Origin of the sequence: Microbacterium sp. PRF11 (assembly GCF_031844085.1) — a bacterium.
Classification (GTDB): Bacteria; Actinomycetota; Actinomycetes; order Actinomycetales; family Microbacteriaceae; genus Microbacterium.
Window position 1 is genome coordinate 12,891 of sequence record NZ_JAUZUP010000004.1, and the last position, 25,494, is coordinate 38,384.

Sequence of the window (25,494 nt, forward strand, 5' to 3'; positions counted from 1 at the left end):
CGGTCGTGAGCCCACGGCGGCTCGCTGTCCCGCCCGCGGGCCGGGGGAGACGGCGGGTACCCTGGAGGCGATGACTACCGCAGAGCTTCCTCCCGCCTCCGATGCCGACCTGGCCGTCCTGCAGGCCCAGCTCGGCCGTGTGCCGCGCGGGGTCGTGGGGATCGCGGCGCGCTGCGTGTGCGGCAACCCCACCGTGGTGGCCACCTCCCCGCGCCTCGACGACGGGAGCCCCTTCCCGACGTTCTACTACCTCACGCACCCGGGTGCCACGGCCGCGATGTCGCAGCTCGAGGCCGGACACGTCATGAAGGAATTCGCCGACGAGCTCGCGGAGGACGTCGACCTGCAGGCGCGATATCGGGCCGCGCACGAGGCGTACCTGCGCGACCGCGCGGTCTATGGGGAGCCCGAGGAGATCGCCGGCATCTCCGCCGGGGGCATGCCCACCCGTGTGAAGTGCCTCCACGCCCTGGCCGGCCACGCCCTGGCGGCGGGCCCCGGCGTGAACCCGATCGGTGACCGCGCCCTCGAGCGCGGCACCTGGTCGCCCGAGCGATGCGTGTGCGAGAGCCCCGGGGCCGGCGGATGAAGCGCGTCGTCGCCGCCGTGGCATCCGTCATCCTCGTGACGGTGTTGACCGGCGCGACGGCGGCCCCCACTGTGGCGCTTTCGAGCGCCGCACCTCAGACGGGCGCACCGCAGGCGCCCGCGAACCCGGTACCGGAAGATCCCACCGACTCGATCCGGGCGGCCGAGTATTGGCTCGGGCAGTACGGCGTGCGGGAGGCCTGGAAGACCACGCGCGGCGCCGGCCAGAAGATCGCGATCATCGACACCGGCATCGGACGCGGCCCGACCGAGTTCACCGGCGCCGTCGCCGGCGGCATCGATGTGTCGGGGGTCGGTTCGTCCGACGGGCGGAGCCCGGTCGGAGCGGTGGATGCCAATCACGGCAGCTGGGTCGCCTCGCTCGCGGCCGCCCGCGGCACCGGCAACGGTCGCGGGATGATCGGTGTCGCCCCCGAGGCGGAGCTGCTGTCCATCTCGGTGGGATTCGGGGCGACGACCTCCAAGCCCTTCACCGAGCAGATCGCCGAGGCGATGACGTGGGCGGTCGACAACGGCGCGACGGTCATCAATCTCTCGCTCACGACCAACACCCTCGACTGGGACACGAGCTGGGACACCGCCTTCGAGTACGCCTTCGACCACGACGTGGTCGTCGTCGTCGCTGCCGGTAACCGCGGCAGCGGCACCGACCGCGTCGGCGCGCCCGCCACGATTCCGGGCGTCCTGGCCGTCGGCGGAGTCAACCCCGCCGGCACGGCGAGCAACGACGCCTCGACGCAGGGCATCACGATCGGGATATCCGCGCCCAGTGAGCGCCTCATCGGCGTCTCGGCGGACGGCTCGCTCGTGCAGTGGAACGGCACGAGCGGCGCCGCGCCGATCGTCGCCGGGATCGCCGCGCTCGTGCGCGCCGCGCACCCCGATCTCGACGCGAACAACGTCCTCAACCGGCTGATCCGCACGGCGAAGCCCGCCGCGGGCGCCGCCTCAACCCCCGACAAGCTGTACGGGTACGGACTGGTGGATGCCGCCGGCGCGGTGTCGGCGCAGGTGCCGACCGTGACGGAGAATCCGCTCGGCAGCCTGAAGGAATGGATCCGCCTGTACCGCCGCGCGAATGCCGAGCCGACGCCCGAGCCCACCTCGACCCCGGTCGCGATCCCGCCGCTGCCGCCCGTCCCGCGCGCGCCGGAAGCCGGTTCGCCTCTGCTGCCGTCGCGCGATAGCGTGCTCTACGGGTCGCTGCCGCTCGGTGGGGCGACGCTGGCCGCTATAATGATTGCGCTCGGCGTCAGTGCAGCTGCCCGGCGAATCCGACAGGCACGCACCTTCCGCGAGCCGAGCCGCACCACAAACGAGGAGTCCCTCCCATCGTGAGCAACACCGTGCCTAGAATCCTCATCGTCGGTGGGGGTTACGCAGGCTTCTACACCGCTTGGAAGCTCGAGAAGCTCCTCGGCCGCAACGAGGCCGAGGTCACGCTCGTCGACCCGCTGCCGTACATGACGTACCAGCCGTTCCTCCCCGAGGTCGCGGCCGGTGAGATCGAGCCCCGCCACGTCGTCGTCGGGCTGCGTCGCCACCTCAAGCGCACCACCGTCATCGCCGGCAAGGTCACGGGCATCTCGCACGCCACCAAGACCGCCACGATCACCCCGATCGCGGGCGACGAGACCTTCGAGCAGGGCTACGACCAGATCGTCGTGACCGCCGGCGCCGTCTCGCGCACGTTCCCCATCCCGGGGATCGCCGACAACGCGATCGGCCTCAAGACCATCGAAGAAGCCGTCGCCATCCGCGACCGTCTGACGTCGAACTTCGACAAGGCGTCGGTGCTGCCCGCCGGTCCCGAGCGCGACCGCCTGCTCACCGTGGTGGTCGTCGGCGGTGGCTTCGCCGGTATCGAGGTCTTCGCCGAGCTGCGCGCCTACGCGTCGTCGCTGCTGAAGTTCTACCCGTCGCTGGCCTTCGAGGACACCCACTTCCACCTCATCGAGGCGATGGGTCGCATCATGCCCGAGGTCTCGCAGAAGACCAGCGAGTGGGTTCTGGCCGACCTCGCCAAGAAGGGTGCGTTCGTGCACCTCGACACGCAGGTCAAGGGCGCCGTTGACGGCGTCGTCGAGCTGTCGACCGGCGAGAACCTCCCGACCGACCTCATCATCTGGACCGCAGGCGTCATGGCCAACCCCACGGTGGTCCGCGGCAGCGACCTGCCCGTCGAAGAGCGCGGCCGTATCCGCACCCGCCCCGACTTGCGCGTCGGCACCGACGAGGAGATCGTCGAGGGCGCCTGGGCCGCCGGTGACGTCTCGGCGGTTCCCGACCTGTCGGGCGGCGGCGTGGGCGGCTTCTGCGTCCCCAACGCTCAGCACGCGGTGCGCCAGGGCAAGCTCATGGCCAAGAACCTCGTGGCCGTGCTCCGGGGCGAGAAGCCCAAGGAGTACAACCACAAGAACCTCGGTGCCGTCGCCGGTCTCGGTTTGTACAACGGTGCGTTCCAGTCGGGCAACATCGCCCTGACCGGTCTGATCGCCTGGTTCGCGCACCGCGGCTACCACGGTCTCGCCATGCCGACGTGGGAGCGCAAGTTCCGCGTCATCGGCGACTGGATGCAGAACTTCGTCCACGGTCGCGAGGTCGTCAACCTCGAGGCCGTCCAGAAGCCCCGCGCCGCATTCGAGGAGTTCGCCGCTCGCCCGCGTCCGGCCGCTCCGGCCGCCGACGCCCCGGCTCCGGCCGAGAAGAAGGCCGAGCCCGTCGCCGCCAAGTAGCGCTTCGCGATTCGAGACCCCCGCCCCCGTCAGGGTGCGGGGGTCTTCGCATGCACCCGCACCGAGCCTCGTGAGGGGACGGGACGCGCCCCGCGATACGGTGGAGGCACGGGCCCCCGTAGCCCAATGGCAGAGGCAGGCGACTTAAAATCGCTTCAGTGTGGGTTCGAGTCCCACCGGGGGTACCACCGCCGCACCGCATGCGCATCGCCTGGGAGTCGGTCCCGCCGCCCATGACGAGGATCGAGCCGCCGTTACACTGAAGGGCAACCTCTCGAACGGAGTGTGGGGACTTATGTGGGAGTGGCTCGTACCGGTCATCGTGATCGTCGGCATCCTGGTGATCGCGGGCATCTACCTGTGGGCCACCTACAACGCGCTGGTGGCGCTGAACGTGCGCGTCGACGAGGCATGGAGCGACATCACCGTGCAGCTCAAGCGACGTGCCGACCTGCTGCCCAACCTCATCGAGACGGTGAAGGGCTACGCGGCGCACGAGAAGGCCGTGTTCGAGAACGTCACGCGTGCGCGCGCCGAGACCCTCTCCGCGCAGAGCCCCGCGGAGGCGGGCGTCGCCGAGGGGCACATGCAGCAGGCGTTGAAGTCGCTGTTCGCGGTCGCCGAGGCGTACCCGCAGCTGCAGGCCAGCCAGAACTTCCTGCAGCTGCAGCACTCGATCGTCGACACCGAAGACAAGATCCAGGCGTCGCGCCGCTTCTACAACGGCGGTGTGCGCGAACTGAACACCAAGATCAAGGTGTTCCCCAACAACCTGTTCGCCCGCCAGCTCGGCTTCCACGAACGCGAGTTCTTCGAGGTCATCGACGGCGCCGCGATCTCCGAACCGCCTCGCGTGCAGTTCTGACCTCCCGCGCCCCCTCCGCTCCTGCGGAGGGGGCGCGCTTCAGTTGGCGCGACCATCGGGGTGGTCGTGGCGTTCGGCGCGCAGCGCGCCGGCGAGGTCTTCCGCCGCGTCGCCCCACCGCGACACCGTGACGCGGTCGAGACCCTGCCAGCGCGCTGCCGCGAGCACCTCCGCGGCGACGCGTTCAGCGGCATCCGTCGGCGCGCCCGGCTCCCACCACGCCGACTGCACGCGCAGGGCGCTGGAGGTGCGGTCGGCCTTCAGGTCGACCCGGCCCACCACATCGTCTCCGACGAGGAGGGGGAGCGAGTAGTAGCCGAAACGTCGCTGCGGTGCGGGCGTGTAGATCTCGATGCGGTAATCGAAGTCGAACAGGCGTTCCGCGCGGTCGCGGAACCACACGACCGGGTCGAACGGGGTGAGGAGGGCTGTGGCATCCACTTTTCGCGGGCGAGCCGCGTCGCGGTGCAGCCAGGCCTTCGCGGGGCGACCGGCCACGTGCCAGCCCTCGACCTCGACGGGAAGGAGCTCGCCGGTATCGATCAGACGATGGATGCCGGCCATCACCGCCGGGCGGTCGCGGATGCGCCAGTAGTCGGCGAGGTCGGCTGCCGTGGCGACGCCGTAGGCGACGGCGGCGCGACGGACGAGCTCGGCGATGGCCTCGGCGCGCGGGACCGTCGTCTCGAGCGCCGACGCGGGAAGCACCTGGGAAGCCAGCGCGTACCGCCGCTCGAAGCCGCGACGCCCCGCGATGGCGACCTCGCCGAACAGCCAGAGTCGCTCCAGGCCGTTCTTGACGTCGTCCCACCCCCACCACGGTCCCCGCGACCCCCTCCGGGCATCGTGGTCGATCTCGGCGGGGCGCAACGGGCCCCGGTCGGCCAGTTCGTCCCGAAGCCACTGCAGGAGGGGCTGGTTCGCCCGGGCCCACGCGTCGTCGCCGTACTTGGCGCGCAGGTCGTCGCGGCGGAACTGCAGCAGGGGCCAATCGTCGACGGAGACGAGGGATGCCACGTGCGCCCAGGACTCGACCCACGTGGGGCGTCGCGAGAAGGCGAGCCGGTCGAGGAGATCGGGGTCGTAGGCGCCGAGACGCGCGAAGAGCGGCATGTAGTGCGAGCGGGAGAAGACGTTGACCGAGTCGATCTGGAGGAGGCGCATGCGATTCAGCGCCGCCGTGATCTGCCGTGTGCCGACCGTCTCAGGACGCGGACGAGCGAAGCCCTGGGCGGCCAGCGCGACACGGCGAGCGTCGGCCCGGCGGAGCGTCGTGGTCATGCGTTTCACCGTACCGACCCCCTCCGACATCCGGCCGACGACGGGGAAGCGCGGCGGTAGGCTGGCGGGATGAGTGGAACCGATCCCGAACCCCGCGGATCGTTCCTCGACGCCCTCCGTCGACGCACGGTCTCGAGCGATCTCGAGCCGCCCGTCCCACCGGCGTTGCGTCAGGCCACGGCGTACGCGTGGCGGCTGCTCGTCATCGCCGCGGCGCTCGGGGTGGTCGTCTTCGTCGTCATCCAGCTGAAGCTGCTGGTCGTCCCGCTGCTGGTCGCGGTGCTGATCACGGCGCTGGTGTGGCCGGCGTTCTCGTTCCTGCTGAGGCACCGCTGGCCGCGCTGGCTGGCGATCGTCGTCACGGTGCTCGGCACCATCGCGATCATCTCCGGCCTGGTGTGGTTGGCGGTGTGGCAGATCTCCCGCGAATTCGGGTCGGTGCGCTCGCGCACGGTCGAGGCCGTCACGCAGTTCCGCGACTACCTGATCAGCGGACCCCTCCACCTCAGCGCCCAGCAGATCGACGACGGGCTGCGGCAGGCCGGTACCTTCCTCCAGCAGCAGGCCGAGGTGCTCTACACCGGGGCGTTGGCCATCGGCACGACGCTCGGCCACGTGGCCACCGGCGTCCTGCTCACGCTTTTCATCCTGCTGTGCCTCCTGGCCGACGGCGGCGGGATCTGGCGCTGGACGACCCGGCTGTTCCCGCGCGTCGCCCGGCCCGCGGTCGACGGTGCCGGCCGCGCCGGCTGGCGCACGGTCAAGAGCTACGCGCGTACCCAGCTGCTCGTCGCCACGATCGACGCGATCGGCATCGGGCTCGGCGCATTCCTGCTCGGGGTGCCGTTGTCGATCCCCATCGGCGTGCTGGTGTTCCTCGGTGCGTTCATCCCGTTCGTCGGCGCCGTCGCGACCGGAGCCCTCGCCGTCTTCATCGCCCTGGTGTACAACGGCCCCCTCATCGCGCTGTTCATGCTCATCGTGGTCCTCGGCGTGCAGCAGTTCGAGAGCCACGTGCTGCAGCCCATCCTCATGGGATCCGCGGTCAAGGTGCACCCGCTCGCCGTCGTCCTCGTGGTCGCCGGCGGCGCGATGATCGGCGGCATCGCCGGCGCGCTGTTCGCCGTGCCGCTCGCCGCCTTCGTCAACGTGGTCGCCGTCTACCTCAGCACGAAGGCGTGGAAGCACGATGGCGAGGCCTTGGCATCCCCGGATCTGATCTGGCGGACCGTCCCGCGCGAGCGCGGAAGGAGATCATGAACGACACTCCCACCCTGGCCGAGTTCGAGGATGCCGCGCAGAACCTGCGCGGCATCATCACGCGGACACCCCTCGACGAGTCGCTCCACCTCACCGAGCTGCTCGGCGTGCCGGTGAGCCTCAAGCTCGAGAACCTGCAGCGCACCGGGTCGTTCAAGATCCGCGGGGCGACGTACCGCCTCTCGCGCCTGACCGAGGAGGAGCGCGCGCGCGGAGTCGTCGCCGCCTCCGCCGGCAACCACGCGCAGGGCGTGGCCCTCGCCGCGCAGCAGCTCGGCATCGCGGCGACCATCTTCATGCCGCTCGGTGTCCCGGTGCCCAAGCTCCTCGCCACGCGCGGGTACGGCGCCGAGGTGATCCTCGAGGGCGCGACCGTCGAGACGCCGCTGCGCCTCGCGGCGGAGTTCGCCGAACGCACGGGGGCGGTTCTCATCCACCCGTTCGACCACCGCGACATCGTCGTGGGGCAAGGCACGCTCGGGCTCGAGCTCGTCGAGGACATGCCCGATCTCGAGACCGTGATCGTCGGCATCGGCGGGGGCGGGCTCGCCGCCGGCGTCGCCGCGGCCGTGAAGGCCCGTGCGGCCGCGGAGGGGCGCCGGGTGCGCGTCATCGGCGTGCAGGCGCACAACTCCGCGGCCTACCCCTCGTCGCTGGCCGCCGGCTACCCGATGCAGGTCGAGACCACCCCGACCATCGCCGACGGCATCGCCGTGGCCCGCCCCGGCGACCTGCCGTTCGAACTGATCCGCCAGTACGTCGACGAGGTCGTCACCGTCACCGAAGACGACATCGCGCGCGCGCTGCTCGTGCTCCTCGAGCGCGCCAAGCAGGTCGTCGAGCCGGCCGGCGCCGTGGGCGTCGCGGCCATCCTCGCCGGGAAGATCGAGGCGCACGGCCCGACGGTGACCATCCTCTCGGGCGGCAACATCGACCCGCTCCTGCTGCAGCGCGTCGTGGCGCACGGGCTGTCGGCATCCGGTCGCTACATGTCCCTACGGATCCCGTTGCCGGATCGCCCGGGGCAGCTCGCCCGGGTGTCCGAACTCCTCGCCGGGGTGGGCGCGAACGTCATCGAGGTGCTGCACACCCGCCACGGACAGGGGCTGCAGATCAGCGAGGTCATCCTCCAGCTCAGCGTCGAGACCCGCGGCGAGGAGCACCGAGCCCTGGTCATCCAGACCCTCGAGAGCGCGGGGTTCATCGCGACCGTCGTCCCGAACTGATGCCGGGTGCCTGGGCCCGCTCGGCGATTCGCAGAACGTCGGTCGACACGGCACCGTCCGGGCTGAGATCGCCGCGATCGCGATGGACGCCCGCGTGCCCGAACGCGACGACCGAGCCCCCGCGAAACGACGCGAGCCGCCCACCCCGGCGACGGGGGAGCGGCTCGCGGACGGAACGTGGGTCTACTGACCCGAGTAGGTCTCGACCTTGACGATCTCGACGGCGATCTCCTTGCCGTTCGGGGCCGTGTACGAGCCCTTGTCGCCCTCTTTCAGACCCAGGATGGCGGCACCGAGGGGAGAGGCCTCGCTGTAGACGTCGAGCTCGGAGTTGGCCGCGATCTCGCGGTTGCCGAGAAGGAACTTCTCTTCACCGCCCGCGACGACGGCGGTCACGACGGTGCCGGACTCGACGACGCCGTGGCTCTCGGGAGCTTCTCCGACCTTGGCGTCCTTCAGCAGCTGCTGGAGCGTGCGGATGCGGGCCTCCTGCTTGCCCTGCTCGTCTTTGGCCGCGTGGTAACCGCCGTTCTCTTTGAGGTCGCCCTCTTCGCGAGCGGCCTCGATGCGCTTCGCGATCTCTTCGCGGCCGGTGGTCGAGAGGTGCTCGAGCTCGGTGGCCAGGCGGTCGTAGGCGTCTTGCGTGAGGAACGTCACCTGAGCGTCGTTGGACACGGTTTCTCCTTCGTCGAGGCGCAGACGGCGTGGATCAGCGAGGCCGTCGGCGGGATATGTCGAACGCCCCGGCATTCGAGCCGGGGCGCGTCGTGACCTGCGAGTCTACGGGACCCAGCAAGCGTTGACAAAACCGGTCGTCGCCAGCGACAGCGTGGGGATCTGCTCCGTGAAGGCCCGCGTGTGGTCCTCGGATGCCGGGTACTCCACGACCCGCCACCCCACCGTGCCGTGCTCCTCGTCGCGGGCCTCGAGGGCGCACGCCACGGGTTCGCCGGTGGGGGCGGTGATCTGGAACGTCGTCGAGACCGACTTGTCGTCGATGACGGTGAAGCCGGTGTCGGTCGCCGTGACGGACCCGAGGCTGTTCGACACCGTCGTCCATGCGAGGAAGCCGATCGCACCGAGCGCCAACACCGCCACGACGGCCCATCCCGCGAAACGGCGCCGCGGGGAGCGCGTACGCCCGTAGCGGTCGTCGAGCTGGGCCTGCGTCGTCATGGTCTCCCCGGGGCTTTAGGCTGGACTTCCAGGCTACGCGCTTCCGCCCGGACCGAAGGACTCCATGCTCCCCGTGATCGTCGCCCTCGCGACCACACCCTCCCCGGCCGTCACCCCCGACGAGTCGATCGTCACGCCGGGCCCCCTCGGTTTCGCCGCGATCGCTTTCATCGGACTCGCCGTGTTCCTCCTCGTGTGGGACATGCTGCGCCGCATCCGCCGCGGACGCTACCGCGAAGAGGTCAATGCGCAGCTCGATGCCGAGGAGCAGGCGCGCGCGGCCGGCTCCGCCAGCGAGACCGACGACGAGGACATCGACCCCGGCGCTCCCCGCGGCTGATCGCCCGTTCGCGCGAGTCGCCAGAAATCGTCGCTTCGCGCGGGCCGGAAGCGACAATTCCTGGCGACTCGCGCGATGGCGGCGATCAGCCGCCGTGGTACGCGGGAGCGAGGGCGATCAGCAGGCACGCCGTCCAGTGGCACAGGAACGCCAGCACGGTGCACACGTGGAAGATCTCGTGGAAGCCGAAGTGTCCAGGCCACGGGTTCGGCTTCTTCAGGGCGTAGACGATCGCACCGCCGGTGTAGAGCAGGCCTCCGACGACCACCAGCACCATCATCGCCACGTTGGCCGCGAGCAGGTCGCCGAGGTACATCACCGCGGCCCAGCCGAGCGCGAGGTAGAGAGCGACGTACAGCCAGCGCGGCGCGTTGATCCAGAAGACGCGGAACAGGATGCCGAGGATCGCCCCGCCCCACACGATCGACAGCAGGAGCGTCGTCTTCGGCGTCGGCAGGGCGAGCACCGCGAGAGGCGTGTAGGTGCCCGCGATGAGAAGCAGGATGTTGGCGTGGTCGATGCGCTTGAGCACGGCGAGCGTCTTCGGCTTCCAATGGAAGCGGTGATACAGCGCGGAGTTGCCGAACAAGAGCATCGAGGTGGCCATGAACACCGCGGCCGCCCACTTGCCCGGGGCGCCCTGGGCGAGGGCGATCAGCACGATCCCCGCCGCGATGGCCACGGGGAACGTCCCGGCGTGGATCCACCCTCGCCACGTGGGCTTCAGATCGGCCTGCGCGCCCACGGCCCCCGCTTCGAGCAGAGGGAGCTGGGGCATCTCGGGGCCGTCGGCCGGGGTCGGGGGTGTCACGCTCTCGACCATACGTCCGCCCTCATGCCCGGGCGGGAACATGCCGCGATGCTCACCGATCCCTCAGCTGGGAACGGTCGGCCGGCGTGGTCGACACGCCCGGACGCGGTAGCGTAGGCGGGTGGCGCGCGTATGGAAGAACGAGGGGCGGGGTCCGCTCTATCGTCTGTACATCTCCCGCCTGAGGCGCCGGATGCCGGCGACGGTCCCGCACCACGTCGCGATGATGATCGACGGCAACCGCCGGTGGGCGCGGCAACTCGGTTACGACAGCGCTGCGCACGGCCACCGTGCCGGGGCGGCGAAGATGCACGAGTTCCTGCGCTGGTGCGACGACCTCGGCATCGAGGTGGTCTCGCTGTACCTGCTCTCGAACGACAACCTCGTCAAGCGCGACAGCCAGGAGCTGCAGGACCTGCTCGAGATCATCGCCGAGCTGGCCGCAGAGTTGTCCCATGAGCCGAACTGGCGGGTGAAGCATGTGGGGCGGGCCGAGGGGCTGCCCACCGAGCTCGCCGAGGTGCTGCACGAGGCGACCGAGCGCACGCGCGGCCACGACGGGCTGCACGTGAACCTCGCGGTCGGCTACGGCGGTCGCAGCGAGATCGTGGATGCCGTGCGCTCGATCATCGCGAAGCACGATCAGTCGGGCGGTTCTCTGGAGGAGCTCGCCGCGAGCCTCACGCCCGAGCAGATCGGCGAGCACCTGTACACCGGGGGACAGGCCGATCCCGACCTGGTGATCCGCACCTCGGGGGAGCAGCGCCTGAGCGACTTCCTGCTCTGGCAGTCGGCGCACTCCGAGTTCTACTTCGTGGAGGCCCTCGGCCCCGACCTGCGCGAGGTCGACTTCCTGCGGGCGATCCGCGATTTTGCGGCGCGAGACCGGCGGTTCGGTCAGTAAACGACCTCGACCGCGGGATCGGCGTGATGACCCTGTTCACGAACTCGTCATGTTCGCGGCGTGTTAACGACCCTCGGGGGTGCCGGCGGGCCGTACGGTGATCACATCGGACATGGAGTCCGGTCGAGTCGACCTTCGGATCGCGACTCGTGACCCACAGGTCGACTCGTGACAACCGGGTGTTCCACCCGGGTCGGGAGTGGGTTGTGACTGCAAGAGCACCGTACGACCAGCGTCACGTCGTCGAGAGCACCGAGTCCGAAGCGGGAGCCGATCAGGCCCTGCGCACATACGTCCTGGACACCTCCGTTCTGCTGAGCGATCCGCGAGCGTTCTTCCGCTTCGCGGAGAACTCCGTGGTGATCCCCGTCGTGGTGATCACCGAGTTGGAGGGCAAACGTCACGACCCCGAAATCGGGTACTTCGCCCGTCAGGCCCTGCGCCACCTCGATGAGCTGCGCATCGAGCACGGCCGCTTGGACTTCCCCGTCCCGGTCGGCGCCGACGGCACCCTCCGCGTCGAACTGAACAACACCGATCAGCAGGTGCTGCCGTCCGGCATGCGCACGGGCGGCAACGACAGCCGCATCCTGGCCGTCGCCATGAACCTCGCCCAGGATGGCGCCGAGGTGACGGTGGTGTCGAAGGATCTCCCGATGCGTGTGAAAGCGGCATCCCTGGGTCTGAGTACTGAGGAGTACCTCGCCGAGCAGGCCATGGATTCGGGCTGGACGGGCATCGCCACGATCGATCTCTCGGGCGACGAGATCTCCGACCTCTACGAGACCGAGGTGGGCGTCAGCGAAGCGGTGCAGGGCCTTCCGGTCAACACCGGGCTGGTCATCCACTCCGAGCGCGGATCGGCGCTGGGACGGGTGACCGGTAAGGGGGAATACCGCCTGGTGCGCGGCGACCGCGACGCCTTCGGCCTGCACGGCCGTTCCGCCGAGCAGCGCATCGCGCTCGACATGCTCCTCGACCCCGAGGTCGGCATCGTCTCTCTCGGCGGTCGAGCCGGTACCGGGAAGTCGGCTCTCGCGCTGTGCGCCGCTCTCGAGGCGGTGCTGGAGCGGCAGCAGCAGAAGAAGATCATCGTGTTCCGTCCGCTGTTCGCCGTCGGCGGGCAGGAGTTGGGGTATCTCCCCGGAGACCAGGCCGAGAAGATGGGCCCCTGGGGGCAGGCGGTCTTCGACACCCTGGGTTCGGTCGTGTCGAGCAACGTGCTCGAGGAGGTGCTGGCCCGCGGTCTGCTCGAGGTCCTCCCGCTCACGCACATCCGCGGACGGTCCCTGCACGACGCGTTCGTGATCGTCGACGAGGCCCAGTCGCTGGAACGCAACGTGCTGCTGACGGTGCTCAGCCGCATCGGTCAGAACTCGCGCGTCGTCCTCACGCACGACGTGGGTCAGCGCGACAACCTGCGCGTGGGCCGCCACGACGGCGTCGCGAGCGTCATCGAGACCTTGAAGGGCCATGCCCTCTTCGGTCACGTCACGCTCACCCGTTCCGAGCGTTCGGCGATCGCCGCCCTCGTCACTGAACTGCTGGAGGCCGGCGAGCTGTCCTGATCGTCGGCGAGGAGGGCCGGGATGCCGTGGCGTCCCGGCCCTTTTCGTGTCCCGTGTTCCGCGTGCTTCCGCCCGCGTCCGAACATGAGAGGTTTCTCATCTAAACCTCCGTCGCCTCTCACGAACAGCCGTCAGAGTTAGTGATGTCGACGAGGGAAACCTCGTCACCGCCTCGGCGGTTCCCCCTAGGAAACACACGAGAACGTCACGCGCAGGTCACCGCTCTTCGGGTGAGTCGGAAGACCACCGGGCGCCTCTCCCCAAACCCCCGGTCCCCCCACCGGGGGTTTTCGGGTGGTGCGGACGAAGGTGACGCGTGACAGCGGCGCGGTCAGCTCCGACGACGGTCTCACTCCCAGCGATAGCCCGCGCCGCGGACGGTGACGATGTGGGCGGGTCCGAGCTTCGCCCGCAAGTAGCGCACGTACACGTCGACGACGTTGGACGTGGGGTCGAAGTCCATGCCCCACACGCGACTGAGCAGCTGTTCGCGGCTCAGCACCTGTCCGGCGTGGCGGAGGAACTCCTCGGCGAGGGCGAACTCCCGGGCGCTCAGATCGACCTCGCGGCCGCCGACCGTCGCGCGGCGGGCGAGGACGTCGAGCGAGACGTCGCCGTGGCCGACGGTCATCGTCCCGACCGTCACCGGGTCGCGCAGTCGGGACCGGACCCGGGCGAGGAGTTCGTCGAACTTGAAGGGCTTCGCGACGTAGTCGTTGGCGCCGGCGTCGAGCCCGTCGACCGTGTCGCGCGTGCTGGTTCGCGCCGTGAGCATGATGACGGGGATCGACGAGCCTTGCCCGCGCAGACTGCGCAGGACCTCGAAGCCGTCGAGCGAGGGGAGGCCGACATCGAGCAGGACGAGGTCGATCTCGCCCGAAAGGGCGGTCTCGAGCGCCTCGGCCCCGTCGTCGACAACGAGGGTCTGATAGCCCGCGGACTCCAGTCCCTTCGCCACGAACGCCGAGATGCGCTCCTCGTCTTCCGCGATGAGGATGCGGGTCATCCGGTGGCCTCTCTCTGCATGACGACGTCGCCCGCTCGCACGGGCGTCGGAAGCTCGGCGGGTGACTGCGCCCCCGTGAGCGGGATGTGCAGCGTCACCGTGGCGCCGCCCCCCGGGGTGTCGCCGACGGAGCAGTGGCCGTCGTGCGCTTTCGCGATGGCATCGACGATCGACAGGCCGAGACCCGACCCTTCGACCCCGCGCCGGGTGGAGAGCCGGTCGAAGCGGCGGAAGACGCGGTGACGCGCGGCGGGCGGGATGCCGGGTCCGTGATCGCGCACCCAGAGGTGCGCCGAGGTGTCATCGGAGGTGCTGCCGATCTCGATCGGGCTTCCTTCGGGGGTGTATTTGGCCGCGTTGTCGGCCAGCTGCAGCCAAGCCTGCACGAGCCGGTCGCCGTCGCCGCGGATGCGCACGCGCGCCCGCTGCGACACGCTCCACGCATGACCGGGGATGGCTGCCGCCAGCTCGGCCACGCGGTCGGTGAGCGATCCCACGTCGATCACGGCGGCCTCGAGGGCGTTGGCTTCGACGTCGGCGAGGGTGTCGATGTCGTCGACGAGGCGCGACAAGCGGTCGAGCTCGGCGATGCCGAGCGCGCGCGTCTCGACGACGTCGTGCGGATCGGCGGGGTTCATCATCTCGAGGTGGCCCCGCACGATGGTGATGGGCGTCTTCAACTCGTGCCGCACGTCGTCGAGGAGCTGCCGCTGCGCGTCGACCGACATCGCGAGCCGGTCGAGCATGGAGTTCACCGACGTGGTGAGGTCCGAGATCTCGTCGTTGCCGTGTGCGCGCAGACGGGTTCCGAGATCGTCGATCGTGATCGCGTCCGTCGTGTCGCGCAGCAGGCGCAGGGGCGAGAACAGACGCCCCGTGACGAACCAGCCCGCCACACCGATCAGCACCAGCACGACGAGGGCGGTCACGCCGTAGGTGATCGTCGACAGGGTGACCAGCTCCATGCGCTGATCGATCGAGATGACCTGCACGACCGCCCCGCCGCGCAGCTCGACGGCCGCGAACAGGACGGGTCCGTGGGCGCTTGTGAGGCGGCCGGACAGTCGTCCGTCGGCGACGGCCTCGGACAGGGATGCCATGAGGCCGGCGTCGTCGACCAACGACAGGCCGGGGGGCGACGGGGTGGCGGCGAGCACGGTCGAGCCGTCGAGGGCGATCGTGCCGTCGGTGCGGCCCGGTATGGCGGACTCCACCAGTTCGGTGGCATCCGCCTCGCTGGCGGAGACGGTCGCGACGAAGCCGTCGAGCTGACGCTCGGCGTTGGCCGTAACGCGCTCGGTCTGCACGAGGAACGTGACGCCCCCGGCGAGGATCATGCCGAGAAGCACGACGCCGAGGATCGCGCCGAGGAGACGGGCACGCGTCGAGACGGGTCTCGTCGCGCGGCTCATCCTCCGATTATGGCGCGCCTCGGCGTCGTGTTCTGACGGGTGTGGACGGATCAGCCCGGGTGGGTCATCGACAGCAGGTCGAGCTTGGCGTCGAGCACGTCTTCGGTGATCTCGCCGCGCTCGACGTAGCCGAGGTCGATGACCGCCTCGCGCACCGTGATGCCCTTGGCGACGGAGTGCTTGGCGATCTTCGCCGCCGCCTCGTAGCCGATGACCTTGTTCAGCGGGGTCACGATCGAGGGCGACATGCCGGCGAACGCCTCGGCACGCGCGACGTTGGCCTCGAGACCGTCGATCGTCTTGTCGGCGAGCACGCGCATGGCGTTCGAGAGCAGGCGGATCGACTCCAGCAGAGCCGTTCCCATCACCGGGATGGCGACGTTGAGCTCGAAGGAGCCCGAGGCGCCGGCCCAGGCGACGGTCGCGTCGTTGCCGATCACGCGGGCGCACACCATGAGCGTGGCCTCGGGGACGACCGGATTGACCTTGCCCGGCATGATCGAGGACCCCGGCTGCAGGTCGGGGATGTGGAGTTCGCCGAGACCGGTGTTCGGGCCGGAGCCCATCCAGCGGATGTCGTTGTTGATCTTCGTCAGCGAGACGGCGATCGTGCGAAGGGCGCCGGATGCCTCGACGAGCCCGTCGCGGTTGGCCTGCGCCTCGAAGTGGTCCTTCGCCTCGGTGATCGGCAGCTCGGTCTCGGCCGCGAGGAGCTCGATGACCTTCTGGGGGAAGCCGAGGGGGGTGTTGATGCCGGTACCCACGGCGGTGCCGCCGAGGGGGACCTCGCCGACGCGGGGGAGCACGGCTTCGACGCGCTCGATGCCGAGGCGCATCTGACGGGCGTATCCGCCGAACTCCTGGCCGAGCGTGACGGGGGTGGCGTCCATGAGGTGCGTACGACCCGACTTGACGATGCCCTTCCATGCCTCGGCCTTCGTCTCGAGCGCCGTCGACAGGTGCTGGAGCGCCGGGATGAGGTCGGTGATGAGGGCCTGCGTGACGGCGATGTGCACCGAGGTCGGGAACACGTCGTTCGACGACTGCGAGGCGTTCACGTGATCGTTCGGGTGCACGGTCGAACCCAGGATGCCGGTCGCGAGCGTCGCCAGCACCTCGTTCATGTTCATGTTGGAGGAGGTGCCGCTACCGGTCTGGTACGTGTCGACCGGGAAGTGCGCGTCGTGCTGACCGGTGATCACCTGATCGGCCGCCTGGGCGATGGCATCCGCGATCTGGCCGTCGAGGGTGCCGAGCTCCTTGTTGGCGAGCGCGGCGGCCTTCTTGATGCGGGCGAGGGCGGCGATCTGGGTGGACTCCAGACCGGAGCCGGAGATCGGGAAGTTCTCGACGGCGCGCTGGGTCTGCGCGGCGTACAGGGCGTCCTTGGGTACCCGCACCTCACCCATGGTGTCGTGTTCGATGCGGTACTCGGTGTCGGTCACGTCGTCGTTCCTCCGGTTGTGGCGTGCGGTTGTCAGATGCGGGCGTCTTCGACGTCGCCCACGATGACGACGGGGAAGGCTTCTCCCTCGTCGAGTCGGTAGTTGGCGCCCACGACGGCCGTGCGCCCCTCGGCGACGGCCTCGCTGATGAGCTCGGACGCGCGTAGCAGCTCGGTCACGGTGTGACGCAGGTGCTCGCGACCGACCAGCTCGGGGTCGACGCGGGGGTTCGGGTGCCCGTCGACGGCGGTCTCGCGCTGGACGCGGCGCACGGCCGGCACGATCGGGGCGATCTGCCGCCAGATGTAGGCCGGGAGCGTCGGTGCGTCTGCGCCGGTGCTGTCGATCGCCGCGCCGACGGCGCCGCAGGCGTCGTGGGCCAGCACGACGATGAGCGGGACCTCGAGCACGCCCACGGCGTACTCCAGGCTGCCGATGACCGAGTCGGAGATGACCTGGCCGGCGTTGCGCACGACGAACAGGTCGCCGAGCCCCTCGTCGAAGATGATCTCGGCCGCCAGGCGGGAGTCCGAGCATCCGAACAGCGCCGCGCTCGGGTGCTGCGAGCTGGCCAGTTCGGTTCGGCGCTCGACGTCCTGACGGGGATGGGCGGGCTCACCCGCGATGAAGCGCTGATTGCCCTCCACCATCTGCTGCCACACCTGACGGGGGGTCATGCGCTCGCTCACGGGACCTCTCTCAATTGTTCGACCTGGGTGGTGACGGACGCGGCCGCGAGGGCCGCCGTTTCGGGTGCCGCGTCGCCGTAGACGAGCACGTAGTCGGGTCCCGCCGGGGTGGCCAGGGCGTAGTCGATGTTGCCCGTGCCGGACGGGTTGGAGGGGCGGTACACGTCCCAGGTGATGCCGTCGATCTCGATCGTCTCGGTGCTGCGGGTGCCGTCGAGGACCTGACCGACCCACGCCTCGCCGGTGTCGAAGCCCTGGGCGACGCGCAGGAAGCCCGATTCGCCGGAGCGCACGTAGACCATGGTCCACGCCTCGGTGCCGCCGACGCCCTCGGTACTGGCCTGGTTCACGCGCCATCCGTCTCCCAGGGAGGGCGACAGCACGGGTCGTCCGCGCTCGGCCGCGAGCTCGGATGCCAGCGCCGGAACGTCGGGAGCGGGGCGGGGCACCGGCTCGCCGCGCGGGACGGCGGCCACGACGACGAGCACCACCGCGACCGTGACGAGCATGGCCGCGATGAGGTTGCGGAACGTCTTGCTGGAGCGGTAGCGACGCGACGACTCGGCCTTGCGGTCGGCCGTCTCCTGCGGGGTCTCGGGGCGACCGAGGTGGGCGACGACGCGGGCCATCAGCTCTCTCCGTCTTCGCCGCGCGCGGCGTCGAGGCGACGCTTGGCCCCGAGGAGCCACTCCTCGCACCGGGCGTAGAGCTTTTCGCCGCGCTCCCAGAGGGCGAGCGATTCCTCGAGCGTCGGCGCACCCTGCTCGAGCTCGGCCACGACGCGCACGAGCTCGTCGCGAGCCTGCTCGAACGAGAGGGAGGCGACGTCGGCGGCGGAGCCGGGGGTCGTCGCGGTCATGGCATCCATTCTAGGCGGGCCCCGCCGACGCGCCGTCGCCGGTTGGCTCGTCGTCGAGAGGGTCGGACGTCGTGGCCGGCGGATCGATCTCGAGCGCCGTGCCGTGGGGAACGGCGTCGGGCGCCGCACCCTCGGAGAGCGCGGCGAGGGTCCCCTGCTCGACCGTGAGGGTGAGGGCCGTCCCGGCCGGCGCCTGGATCGCGTCGCGCACGATGGCCCCGTCCGGAAGCTGGGCGATCGCGTACCCGCGTGCGAGCGTCGCCATCGGCGAGAGCGCACGCAGCGCGGCACTCAGCTCGCGCGTGCGGCGCCGTTCGCTCTCGAGCCGCCGGTCGACGATGTCGCGGCCGCGGTTCGACAGCATCCACAGCTCCTGCGCCCGGGAGGTGAGCATGGCGTGCGGGGTGCGCAGCGCGGGCCGGGAGCGGATCTGCTCGAGCTGCGCGATGTCGTGCACGACCCGTTGGGTCAGCCGCCCCGTGAGGCGGGCGCGGAGCTGCCCGACGAGCGCGCGCTGCTCGCTGACGTCGGGCACGACGCGCTTGGCCGCATCCGTCGGCGTCGACGCGCGCACGTCGGCGACGTCGTCGAGCAGGGGGCGATCGTTCTCGTGACCGATCGCGCTCACGATCGGAGTGGATGCCGCCGCCACGGCGCGCAGCAGACGTTCGTCGCTGAAACCCAACAGCGTCTGCGGATCCCCACCGCCGCGGGCGATGACGATCACGTCGACCTCGGGGTCGGCATCCAGGATCTTGAGGGCGGCGAGGGTCTCGGGCACGCAGCGATCGCCCTGAACGGCGGCGTGCTGGGTTCGGAAGCGCACGCGCGGCCAACGCAGCTCGGCGTTGCGGTGCACGTCTTTCTCGGCGTCGGAGTTCTCGCCCGTGATGAGCCCGATGCAGTGGGGGAGGAACGGCAGCTTCTTCTTGCGGACGGGGTCGAACAGGCCCTCCGACCGCAACTGGACACGCAGGCGCTCGAGGCGCTCGAGTTGCTCGCCGAGGCCGACGTGGCGCATCGCCGAGACGGCGAAGGAGAAGTCGCCGGTGCGCGGGAAGTAGTCGGCCTTCACGCAGGCGACGACGTGGTCGCCGACTTTGAGATCTTTCGGGAGGCGGTTGAGCGTGCTCGACCAGATGCGGAAGGCCACGGTCGACTCGGAGCCGAGGTCCTTCAGGCGGCCGAACACGTTGCCGCCGCGGCGGTTGAACGAGGTGATCTCGCCCTCGACCCAGACCGAGCCCCACCGTTCGATGAACCCGCGGATGGTGTCGTTCAGACGCGAGACGGAGGTCGGGGCGTCGGTCCGCGACTCGCGCGGATGCACGGAGTCGGCGGGCGGGGCCTGCCCCGGGACGGTCTCGGGCTGAAAAGAGGTCATGGTATCCCTGCGGGTCGCGGTCGGGAGGTTCGGCCGGCGTCCAGGGGCGCCCCGGTAGAATCGAGGGGTGAGCTCACCTGCCGTCCACCTGCCCGTTCCCCGTATCCCGGGTCGACGCGGGCGGCTCCAGGATATCCCCGTCCAGGGCCGCAAGAAGGTGCTGTTGGCGGCTCCGCGCGGTTACTGCGCGGGCGTCGACCGTGCCGTGATCGCCGTCGAGAAGGCCCTCGAGCGCTACGGAGCGCCCGTGTACGTGCGCAAGCAGATCGTGCACAACATCCACGTGGTGACCGAGCTCGAGAAGAAGGGCGCGATCTTCGTCGAGGAGGTCGACGAGGTCCCCGCGGGAGCCCACGTCGTCTTCAGCGCGCACGGTGTGTCGCCGGCCGTGGTGTCCGCGGCATCCGATCGGGGTCTGCAGGCGATCGATGCGACCTGCCCGCTCGTGACGAAGGTGCACCGCGAGGCCGTGCGGTTCGCCCGCGACGACTTCGAGATCCTGCTGATCGGCCATGAAGGGCACGAAGAGGTCGAGGGCACTGCCGGTGAGGCTCCTGAGCACGTCACCGTGGTCAATTCGCCCGATCACGCCGACACCATCGAGGTTCGCGATCCCTCGAAGGTCGTCTGGCTGTCGCAGACCACGCTGTCGGTCGACGAGACCATGGAGACCGTGCGTCGCCTCCGCGAGCGTTTCCCCCAGCTACAGGATCCGCCCTCCGACGACATCTGCTACGCCACCCAGAACCGCCAGGTCGCGATCAAGAAGGTCGCCGTCGGTGCGGACCTCGTCATCGTCGTGGGCTCCGCCAACAGCTCCAACAGCGTCCGCCTGGTCGAGGTCGCCCTCGAGCATGGCGCGAAGGCCGCCTACCGCGTCGACTACGTCGACGAGGTCAAGCAGGAATGGCTCGAGGGCGTCGAGACGGTCGGCGTCACCAGCGGCGCGTCCGTTCCCGAGGTGCTCGTCACCGAGGTGCTCGAGGAGCTCGCCGGCGCCGGCTACCGCGACGTCGAAGAGGTGCGCACGGCCGAGGAAGACCTGATCTTCTCGCTCCCCAAGGAACTGCGGCAGGACGCCTCGGGCAAGCGCGACCAGCGCGCCCTGGGCGGCCGGGGTCGCGCGTGAGCGACGCGTCCGAGCGCCCCCGCCCGCAGTACGGCGAGTACGCCACGCCCGAGGAGCAGCGCGCCCGCATCCAGCGCCCCGAGGTGACGGAATCGCTCGACGCGGGCGTTGCGCCGCAACCCGTCGCCGAGCCGGCTCCGACTCCGGCGGCCCCTGCGAGCGGTCCGCGCGGACCCCTGTGGGACCGCGTCCTCACCTTCGGACTGCTCGTCTACGGTCTCGTCTCGACGATCTCGACGATCGTCCAATTGCTCGATTTCCCCGCCTACGCCGAGACGGCCGCGGGCATCCTGGGCGTCCCCGACGCGAGCTACACCAACCTCACCGCCGGTTACGTCTGGGGCGCCGCAGCGGCCCTGGTCTACGGCATCGGCTGGCTCGCCACGGCGCTGCTGACCTGGCGGCGGCTGCGCCGCGGGCGCATCGCGTTCTGGATCCCGCTCGTCGGTTTCGTCGTCACCGCGCTGATCGCGGGCATCTGCGTCACGATCGCCCTCGTGGGTGACCCGCAGTTCATGTCGTCGCTGATGAGCAGCGTCCCCAACTGAACCGAACCGCGCGGCATCCCGTGTCCCCAGTGAACGAGGGAGAGGGGATGCCGCGGTGCGAGACGAACATGCGCAGCTGACCGCGTTGTACGACGCGCACGCGACACCCGTCTGGCGGTACGTGGTGAGTCTCACCGGCGATCACGCCGGAGCGGACGACGTCGTGCAGGAGACCCTGTTGCGCGCCTGGCGCACGCCGCGCGTAATGAAGGACGACCCGGCGTCGCTGCGGTCGTGGATGTACACGGTCGCGCGCAACATCGTCATCGACGAGGCGCGCAGCGCCCGCCGGCGGCACGAGCAGCCCGTCGATGTGCTCCCCGAGACCGTCCGCGACGACGACACGGATGCCATGTTCGACGCGCTTCTCGTGGAGGAGGCGCTCGCGACCCTGACCCCTGATCACCGTGCCGTCATCGTCAGCGCCTACTACGGCGGCCGCAGCGTCGCCCAGACCGCCGAGGAGCTCGGCATCCCGTCCGGCACGGTCAAGTCTCGACTCCACTACGCGGTGCGGGCCCTGCGGCTCGCCCTGCAGGAAAGGGGGGTGACCCGGTGAGCACCGACCACGAGCGTCTGGCGACCTGGGACGGCGCCTACGTCCTCGGAGCCCTGTCGGCCACGGATCGGGCTGAGTTCGAAGCGCACCTCGCCGAGTGCGCGGCGTGCCGGGAGGCCGTCGCGGAGCTCGCACCGACCGCGGGACTTCTGTCGCGCCTGTCCGCAGAGCGGGCGCGGGCGATCAGCCCGGGCACCGGTCCCGTGCCGATCGCGGCGCCGGACCCGGCCCTGCGTGACCGGGTCGTGCATGCCGCCCGCCGTCGCCGCGCGCGACGGACCACGGCGTGGGTGCTGGCGGCATCCATAGCCCTGGTCGGGGTCGCCGTGCCGAGCGTGGTCGCCCTGACCGGTCTCGCGCAGCAATCCGCGGGAACGGTGTACGCGCTCGACGACGTCGCGGACGCACCCCTGGAGGCGTCGGTCAAGCTGACGTCGGCTCCGTGGGGGACGCGCATCGACCTCGTGTGCCAGTACACCGGCGAAGTGCTCGACGCTCCGCCGGGCGGATGGCCCTACGCGCTGGCGATCACCGACGACTCCGGGGCGACGAGCGTGCTGTCGACGTGGCGAGCCGGACCCGGATCGACGACGGAGCTGAGCGCAGGGACCGATCTGTCGGCCGCCGACATCGGCGCGGTCGAGATCCGCACCCTCGACGGCGACCGCGTCGTGATGCGACGGGACTTCGCGACGCCCTAGCATCGTCGCATGCCCCGTCTCGTCGCCGTCTGCGCCGTCCACAGCCTGCACCCGGATGCCGGATCTGTCGGTGTGACCGCGATCGACAAGCGTGCGGTCGAGGGCGCCGTCAGACTCGGTCCCCTCGGCGTCCGCGCCGACGTGCAGGCCAGCCGCAAGCACCACGGCGGTCCCGACAAGGCCGTCTACGCCTACGCGCAGGACGACGCCGCCTACTGGGAGCAGGAGCTCGGCCGCGAGCTGCACCCCGGGTGGTTCGGCGAGAACCTGCGGGTCGAGGGTCTCGACGTCAACGGTGCGCGCATCGGGGAGATCTGGCGCATCGGCGACACTGTCGAGGTCGAGGTGACCATGCCCCGCACGCCGTGCGCGACCTTCGCGCGGTGGGCGGGCGGCTCGGCTGCGCGCGGGTGGGTCAAGCGTTTTTCCGACGAGGGACGTCTCGGCGCGTACCTCCGTGTCCGCCGGGCGGGGGAGATACGCGCGGGGGATGCCATCGAGGTGCTGTCGTCGCCCGCGGGGGCGCAGACCGTGCTCGAGATGTATCGGAGCTGAGGTGCGCCGTCCGGGCGACGGGCGCCCGTACGGCCGTGAGCGATCCGCTCAGGCCTCGGCATCCGGAGACGACGAACGCCCCGGCCGGGGCCGGGGCGTTCGCGGAAGCGGAGTCGGTCAGCTCTTCGACTGGCCGTAGGAACCCAGCTGCTTGGTGGCGTCGACCACGCGCACGGCCATCGCCGACTCGGCGACCTTGCCCCAGGCGCGGGGGTCGTACTGCTTCTTGTTGCCGACCTCGCCGTCGAGCTTCAGCACGCCCTCGTAGTTCGAGAACATGTAGCCCGCGATCGACCGGGTGAACGCGTACTGCGTGTCGGTGTCGATGTTCATCTTCACGACGCCGTTGGCGACCGCGAGGGCGATCTCTTCATCGGTCGAGCCGCTTCCGCCGTGGAAGACCAGGTCGAGGGGCTTGGGGCCGGTGCCGAACTTCGCGGCGATGCCCTCCTGGATCTCACCGAGCAGCTCGGGGCGGAGCTTCACGCCGCCGGGCTTGTACACGCCGTGCACGTTGCCGAAGGTGAGGGCCGAGATGTAACGGCCGTTCTCGCCGAGACCGAGGCGCTCGACGGCCTTGGTCACGTCGGCGACGGTCGTGTAGAGGGCGTCGTTCGAGCCCTCGTGCTGCACGCCGTCTTCTTCGCCGCCGACCACGCCGACCTCGATCTCGAGGATCGCGTTGATGTTCTTCATGCGGGGGAGCAGCTCCGCCGCGATGTCGATGTTCTCGTCGAGGGGAACCGCCGAGCCGTCCCACATGTGCGACTGGAAGATGGGGTTGCGCCCCGCCTTGACCTCTTCTTCCGAGGCTTCGAGCAGCGGCAGGACGAAGCCGGGGAGGGCGTCCTTCGGGCAGTGGTCGGTGTGGAGGGCGACCGTGATGGGGTAGTTCTTCGCGACCTCGGTGACGTACTTGGCGAAGGCGAGGGCGCCGGTGGCGCGGGCCTTGACCGTGTGGCCGGCGAAGTAGTCGGCGCCACCGGTGGTGACCTGGAGGATGCCGTCGGAGCCGGCCTCGGTCAGGCCCTGGAGCACCGAGTTGATGGTCTGCGAGCTCGAGACGTTGATCGCGGGGTACGCGAAGCCGCCGGCCTTCGCGCGGTCCAGCATGTCGGCGTACTGCTCAGGGGAAGCGACGGGCATGGAGGTGCTCCTTGGTGTTGTCGGGACACCGTCACTCTAGCGAAGCCACCGGATCGTGACGGCGCGGGCGCGGCAGGAACCGGGCGGTTCTGCTGAACGGTTAAGAACGGCGATTCCTTCGTTGCACGTCCGGTCAAATCCGGCGATTGTCTCCGGATCGCTGGATACAGTGGCCCCATGGTGAGCCTGACTGCCGACATGAGCCCTCTGCACCCCGACCGCAACCTGGCGCTCGAGCTGGTGAGGGCGACCGAGGCGGCATCGATCCGTGCCGTGCCGTTCATCGGCCGCGGCGACAAGGAGGCCGCCGACGGAGCGGCCGTCGATGCGATGCGCGCCTTCTTCAGCACCGTCAACTTCGACGGCACGATCGTCATCGGCGAGGGCGAGAAGGACAACGCTCCCATGCTCTACAACGGCGAGCGTGTCGGCAGCGGCCGCGGACCGCAGTGCGACGTGGCCGTCGATCCGATCGACGGCACCTCGTTGACCGCCGCAGGTCGTCAGAACGCGCTCTCGGTGATCGCCGTGTCGGACCAGGGCACGATGCTCGACGCCTCCAGCGTCTTCTACATGGACAAGCTCGTCACGGGCCCCGCCGGCGTCGGCGTGGTCGACATCCGCCTGCCCATCGGCGAGAACATCCGCCTGTTGGCGAAAGCCCTGGGCAAGCCCGTCGACGAGATCGTCGTGTCGGTGCTGAACCGGCCCCGCCACGAGAAGCTGATCGCCGACATCCGCGAGGCCGGCGCCGGCACCCGTCTGATGAGCGACGGCGACGTCGCCGGCGGCATCAACGCCGCCCGTCACAACGCCCGCACCGACATGTGCGTCGGCATCGGCGGAAGCCCGGAGGGCATCGTGACCGCGTGCGCGATCAAGGCGCTCGGCGGCCACATCCAGGGTGTCCTGGCTCCGCGCACCGACGACGAGAAGAACAAGGGCCAGGATGCCGGTCTGAAGGTCGACGGCACGGTGTACGAGGCGGACGACCTCGTGAAGGGCAAGAACACGATCTTCGTCGCCACGGGCGTGACCGATGGTCAGCTCGTGCAGGGCGTGCGCCGCGAGGGCGACTTCCTCTACACCGAGAGCGTGGTGCTGCGCGGCGCGTCGGGGACGCTCCGCCGTATTTCGTCGGAGCACCTGACGTCGAAATGGCTGTGACCGTCCGGCGCTGAGGTGTGGCGGCGCCGGGTGGTTCTCCGGCGCGGGTGACGCGGTTTCGGGGCGCGGAAGATGGCCCCGGGGCGGCGGATGTGGCCCCGGGGCCACCGCGCGGCGGT

The 25,494-nt window shown here is 70.1% G+C and carries 27 protein-coding genes and 1 tRNA gene; 16 read left to right on the forward strand and 12 right to left on the reverse strand.

Annotated elements, in window-relative coordinates; translation table 11 throughout:
- The first annotated feature begins 70 nt into the window (after positions 1–70).
- From Q9R20_RS11465 to Q9R20_RS11485, 5 genes are all read left to right on the forward strand, one after another.
- A complete protein-coding gene (locus tag Q9R20_RS11465; RefSeq protein WP_311249468.1) occupies positions 71–589 on the forward strand; it encodes a DUF501 domain-containing protein in 519 nt (172 codons plus the stop codon).
- A complete protein-coding gene (locus Q9R20_RS11470; RefSeq protein ID WP_311249469.1) occupies positions 586–1,947 on the forward strand; it encodes a S8 family serine peptidase in 1,362 nt (453 codons plus the stop codon). Before Q9R20_RS11465 ends, Q9R20_RS11470 begins: the two co-directional genes overlap by 4 nt.
- Positions 1,944–3,344 (forward strand): FAD-dependent oxidoreductase, encoded by a 1,401-nt coding sequence (locus tag Q9R20_RS11475; protein WP_311249470.1) that lies wholly within the window; start codon positions 1,944–1,946, stop codon positions 3,342–3,344. Before Q9R20_RS11470 ends, Q9R20_RS11475 begins: the two co-directional genes overlap by 4 nt.
- Positions 3,345–3,456: 112 nt before the next feature.
- A tRNA-Leu gene (locus tag Q9R20_RS11480) sits at positions 3,457–3,532 on the forward strand.
- A gap of 107 nt (positions 3,533–3,639) precedes the next feature.
- Positions 3,640–4,209: a LemA family protein gene (locus Q9R20_RS11485; RefSeq protein WP_295840364.1), complete on the forward strand. Its 570-nt coding sequence runs from the start codon at positions 3,640–3,642 to the stop codon at positions 4,207–4,209.
- Positions 4,210–4,248: 39 nt separating this feature from the next.
- Here Q9R20_RS11485 and Q9R20_RS11490 read toward each other — a convergent pair whose 3' ends face one another.
- Positions 4,249–5,490, reverse strand: coding sequence for a DNA glycosylase AlkZ-like family protein (locus Q9R20_RS11490; protein ID WP_311249471.1), 1,242 nt, complete (start codon positions 5,488–5,490; stop codon positions 4,249–4,251).
- Between the two features lie 69 nt (positions 5,491–5,559).
- On the opposite strand from Q9R20_RS11490, the gene Q9R20_RS11495 reads away from it, so the two are divergent.
- Both Q9R20_RS11495 and ilvA read left to right on the forward strand, forming a co-directional pair.
- On the forward strand, positions 5,560–6,750 hold the full coding sequence (locus tag Q9R20_RS11495; protein WP_311249472.1) for an AI-2E family transporter: 1,191 nt from the start codon (positions 5,560–5,562) through the stop codon (positions 6,748–6,750).
- Positions 6,747–7,976 carry a threonine ammonia-lyase gene (gene ilvA / locus Q9R20_RS11500; protein ID WP_295840369.1) on the forward strand — a complete coding sequence of 410 codons (1,230 nt, stop codon included), beginning with the start codon at positions 6,747–6,749 and terminating at the stop codon, positions 7,974–7,976. Before Q9R20_RS11495 ends, ilvA begins: the two co-directional genes overlap by 4 nt.
- 183 nt (positions 7,977–8,159) lie before the next feature.
- Here ilvA and greA read toward each other — a convergent pair whose 3' ends face one another.
- Complete coding sequence (gene greA, locus Q9R20_RS11505) at positions 8,160–8,651, reverse strand: transcription elongation factor GreA (RefSeq protein WP_311249473.1); 492 nt, start codon at positions 8,649–8,651, stop codon at positions 8,160–8,162.
- A 105-nt stretch (positions 8,652–8,756) separates the two neighbouring features.
- Positions 8,757–9,152: a DUF4307 domain-containing protein gene (locus Q9R20_RS11510; protein WP_311249474.1), complete on the reverse strand. Its 396-nt coding sequence runs from the start codon at positions 9,150–9,152 to the stop codon at positions 8,757–8,759.
- A gap of 64 nt (positions 9,153–9,216) precedes the next feature.
- Between Q9R20_RS11510 and Q9R20_RS11515 the strand changes: the two genes are divergently transcribed.
- On the forward strand, positions 9,217–9,492 hold the full coding sequence (locus tag Q9R20_RS11515) for a hypothetical protein (protein WP_311249475.1): 276 nt from the start codon (positions 9,217–9,219) through the stop codon (positions 9,490–9,492).
- Positions 9,493–9,577: 85 nt separating this feature from the next.
- Here Q9R20_RS11515 and Q9R20_RS11520 read toward each other — a convergent pair whose 3' ends face one another.
- Positions 9,578–10,270 carry a hemolysin III family protein gene (locus tag Q9R20_RS11520; protein ID WP_311249840.1) on the reverse strand — a complete coding sequence of 231 codons (693 nt, stop codon included), beginning with the start codon at positions 10,268–10,270 and terminating at the stop codon, positions 9,578–9,580.
- A gap of 154 nt (positions 10,271–10,424) precedes the next feature.
- On the opposite strand from Q9R20_RS11520, the gene Q9R20_RS11525 reads away from it, so the two are divergent.
- Positions 10,425–11,207 carry an isoprenyl transferase gene (locus Q9R20_RS11525; protein WP_311249476.1) on the forward strand — a complete coding sequence of 261 codons (783 nt, stop codon included), beginning with the start codon at positions 10,425–10,427 and terminating at the stop codon, positions 11,205–11,207.
- A 206-nt stretch (positions 11,208–11,413) separates the two neighbouring features.
- Complete coding sequence (locus tag Q9R20_RS11530) at positions 11,414–12,775, forward strand: PhoH family protein (RefSeq protein ID WP_311249477.1); 1,362 nt, start codon at positions 11,414–11,416, stop codon at positions 12,773–12,775.
- A 349-nt stretch (positions 12,776–13,124) separates the two neighbouring features.
- Here Q9R20_RS11530 and Q9R20_RS11535 read toward each other — a convergent pair whose 3' ends face one another.
- From Q9R20_RS11535 to xseA, 7 genes are read right to left on the reverse strand one after another with little or no spacing between them, the layout of a single operon-like run.
- Positions 13,125–13,781: a response regulator transcription factor gene (locus Q9R20_RS11535; RefSeq protein WP_311249478.1), complete on the reverse strand. Its 657-nt coding sequence runs from the start codon at positions 13,779–13,781 to the stop codon at positions 13,125–13,127.
- Positions 13,778–15,193 carry a HAMP domain-containing sensor histidine kinase gene (locus Q9R20_RS11540; RefSeq protein ID WP_311249479.1) on the reverse strand — a complete coding sequence of 472 codons (1,416 nt, stop codon included), beginning with the start codon at positions 15,191–15,193 and terminating at the stop codon, positions 13,778–13,780. Before Q9R20_RS11540 ends, Q9R20_RS11535 begins: the two co-directional genes overlap by 4 nt.
- Before the next feature lie 50 nt (positions 15,194–15,243).
- Entirely contained in the window at positions 15,244–16,638 is a 1,395-nt protein-coding gene (locus Q9R20_RS11545) for a class II fumarate hydratase (RefSeq protein WP_311249480.1), read from the reverse strand.
- Positions 16,639–16,670: 32 nt separating this feature from the next.
- On the reverse strand, positions 16,671–17,327 hold the full coding sequence (locus tag Q9R20_RS11550) for a carbonic anhydrase (protein ID WP_396653685.1): 657 nt from the start codon (positions 17,325–17,327) through the stop codon (positions 16,671–16,673).
- Positions 17,324–17,956 carry a DUF4245 family protein gene (locus Q9R20_RS11555; protein WP_311249481.1) on the reverse strand — a complete coding sequence of 211 codons (633 nt, stop codon included), beginning with the start codon at positions 17,954–17,956 and terminating at the stop codon, positions 17,324–17,326. Before Q9R20_RS11555 ends, Q9R20_RS11550 begins: the two co-directional genes overlap by 4 nt.
- Entirely contained in the window at positions 17,956–18,195 is a 240-nt protein-coding gene (locus tag Q9R20_RS11560; RefSeq protein ID WP_396653686.1) for an exodeoxyribonuclease VII small subunit, read from the reverse strand. The genes Q9R20_RS11555 and Q9R20_RS11560 overlap by 1 nt, the downstream gene beginning before the upstream one ends.
- A gap of 1 nt (position 18,196) precedes the next feature.
- Entirely contained in the window at positions 18,197–19,570 is a 1,374-nt protein-coding gene (gene xseA / locus Q9R20_RS11565) for an exodeoxyribonuclease VII large subunit (RefSeq protein WP_311249482.1), read from the reverse strand.
- A gap of 67 nt (positions 19,571–19,637) precedes the next feature.
- Between xseA and Q9R20_RS11570 the strand changes: the two genes are divergently transcribed.
- From Q9R20_RS11570 to Q9R20_RS11590, 5 genes are read left to right on the forward strand one after another with little or no spacing between them, the layout of a single operon-like run.
- Positions 19,638–20,699: a 4-hydroxy-3-methylbut-2-enyl diphosphate reductase gene (locus Q9R20_RS11570; protein WP_311249483.1), complete on the forward strand. Its 1,062-nt coding sequence runs from the start codon at positions 19,638–19,640 to the stop codon at positions 20,697–20,699.
- Positions 20,696–21,247 carry a DUF6264 family protein gene (locus tag Q9R20_RS11575; RefSeq protein WP_311249484.1) on the forward strand — a complete coding sequence of 184 codons (552 nt, stop codon included), beginning with the start codon at positions 20,696–20,698 and terminating at the stop codon, positions 21,245–21,247. The genes Q9R20_RS11570 and Q9R20_RS11575 overlap by 4 nt, the downstream gene beginning before the upstream one ends.
- 55 nt (positions 21,248–21,302) lie before the next feature.
- Entirely contained in the window at positions 21,303–21,806 is a 504-nt protein-coding gene (locus Q9R20_RS11580; RefSeq protein WP_295840396.1) for a sigma-70 family RNA polymerase sigma factor, read from the forward strand.
- Positions 21,803–22,507, forward strand: coding sequence for a zf-HC2 domain-containing protein (locus Q9R20_RS11585; RefSeq protein WP_311249485.1), 705 nt, complete (start codon positions 21,803–21,805; stop codon positions 22,505–22,507). Before Q9R20_RS11580 ends, Q9R20_RS11585 begins: the two co-directional genes overlap by 4 nt.
- Before the next feature lie 9 nt (positions 22,508–22,516).
- A complete protein-coding gene (locus tag Q9R20_RS11590) occupies positions 22,517–23,062 on the forward strand; it encodes an MOSC domain-containing protein (protein ID WP_311249486.1) in 546 nt (181 codons plus the stop codon).
- Between the two features lie 117 nt (positions 23,063–23,179).
- Here Q9R20_RS11590 and fbaA read toward each other — a convergent pair whose 3' ends face one another.
- Positions 23,180–24,208, reverse strand: coding sequence for a class II fructose-bisphosphate aldolase (gene fbaA / locus Q9R20_RS11595; RefSeq protein WP_295840402.1), 1,029 nt, complete (start codon positions 24,206–24,208; stop codon positions 23,180–23,182).
- 177 nt (positions 24,209–24,385) lie between these two features.
- Here fbaA and glpX point away from each other — a divergent pair, with 177 nt between their 5' ends.
- Positions 24,386–25,375 (forward strand): class II fructose-bisphosphatase, encoded by a 990-nt coding sequence (glpX, locus tag Q9R20_RS11600; protein WP_295789077.1) that lies wholly within the window; start codon positions 24,386–24,388, stop codon positions 25,373–25,375.
- Positions 25,376–25,494: the final 119 nt, after the last annotated feature.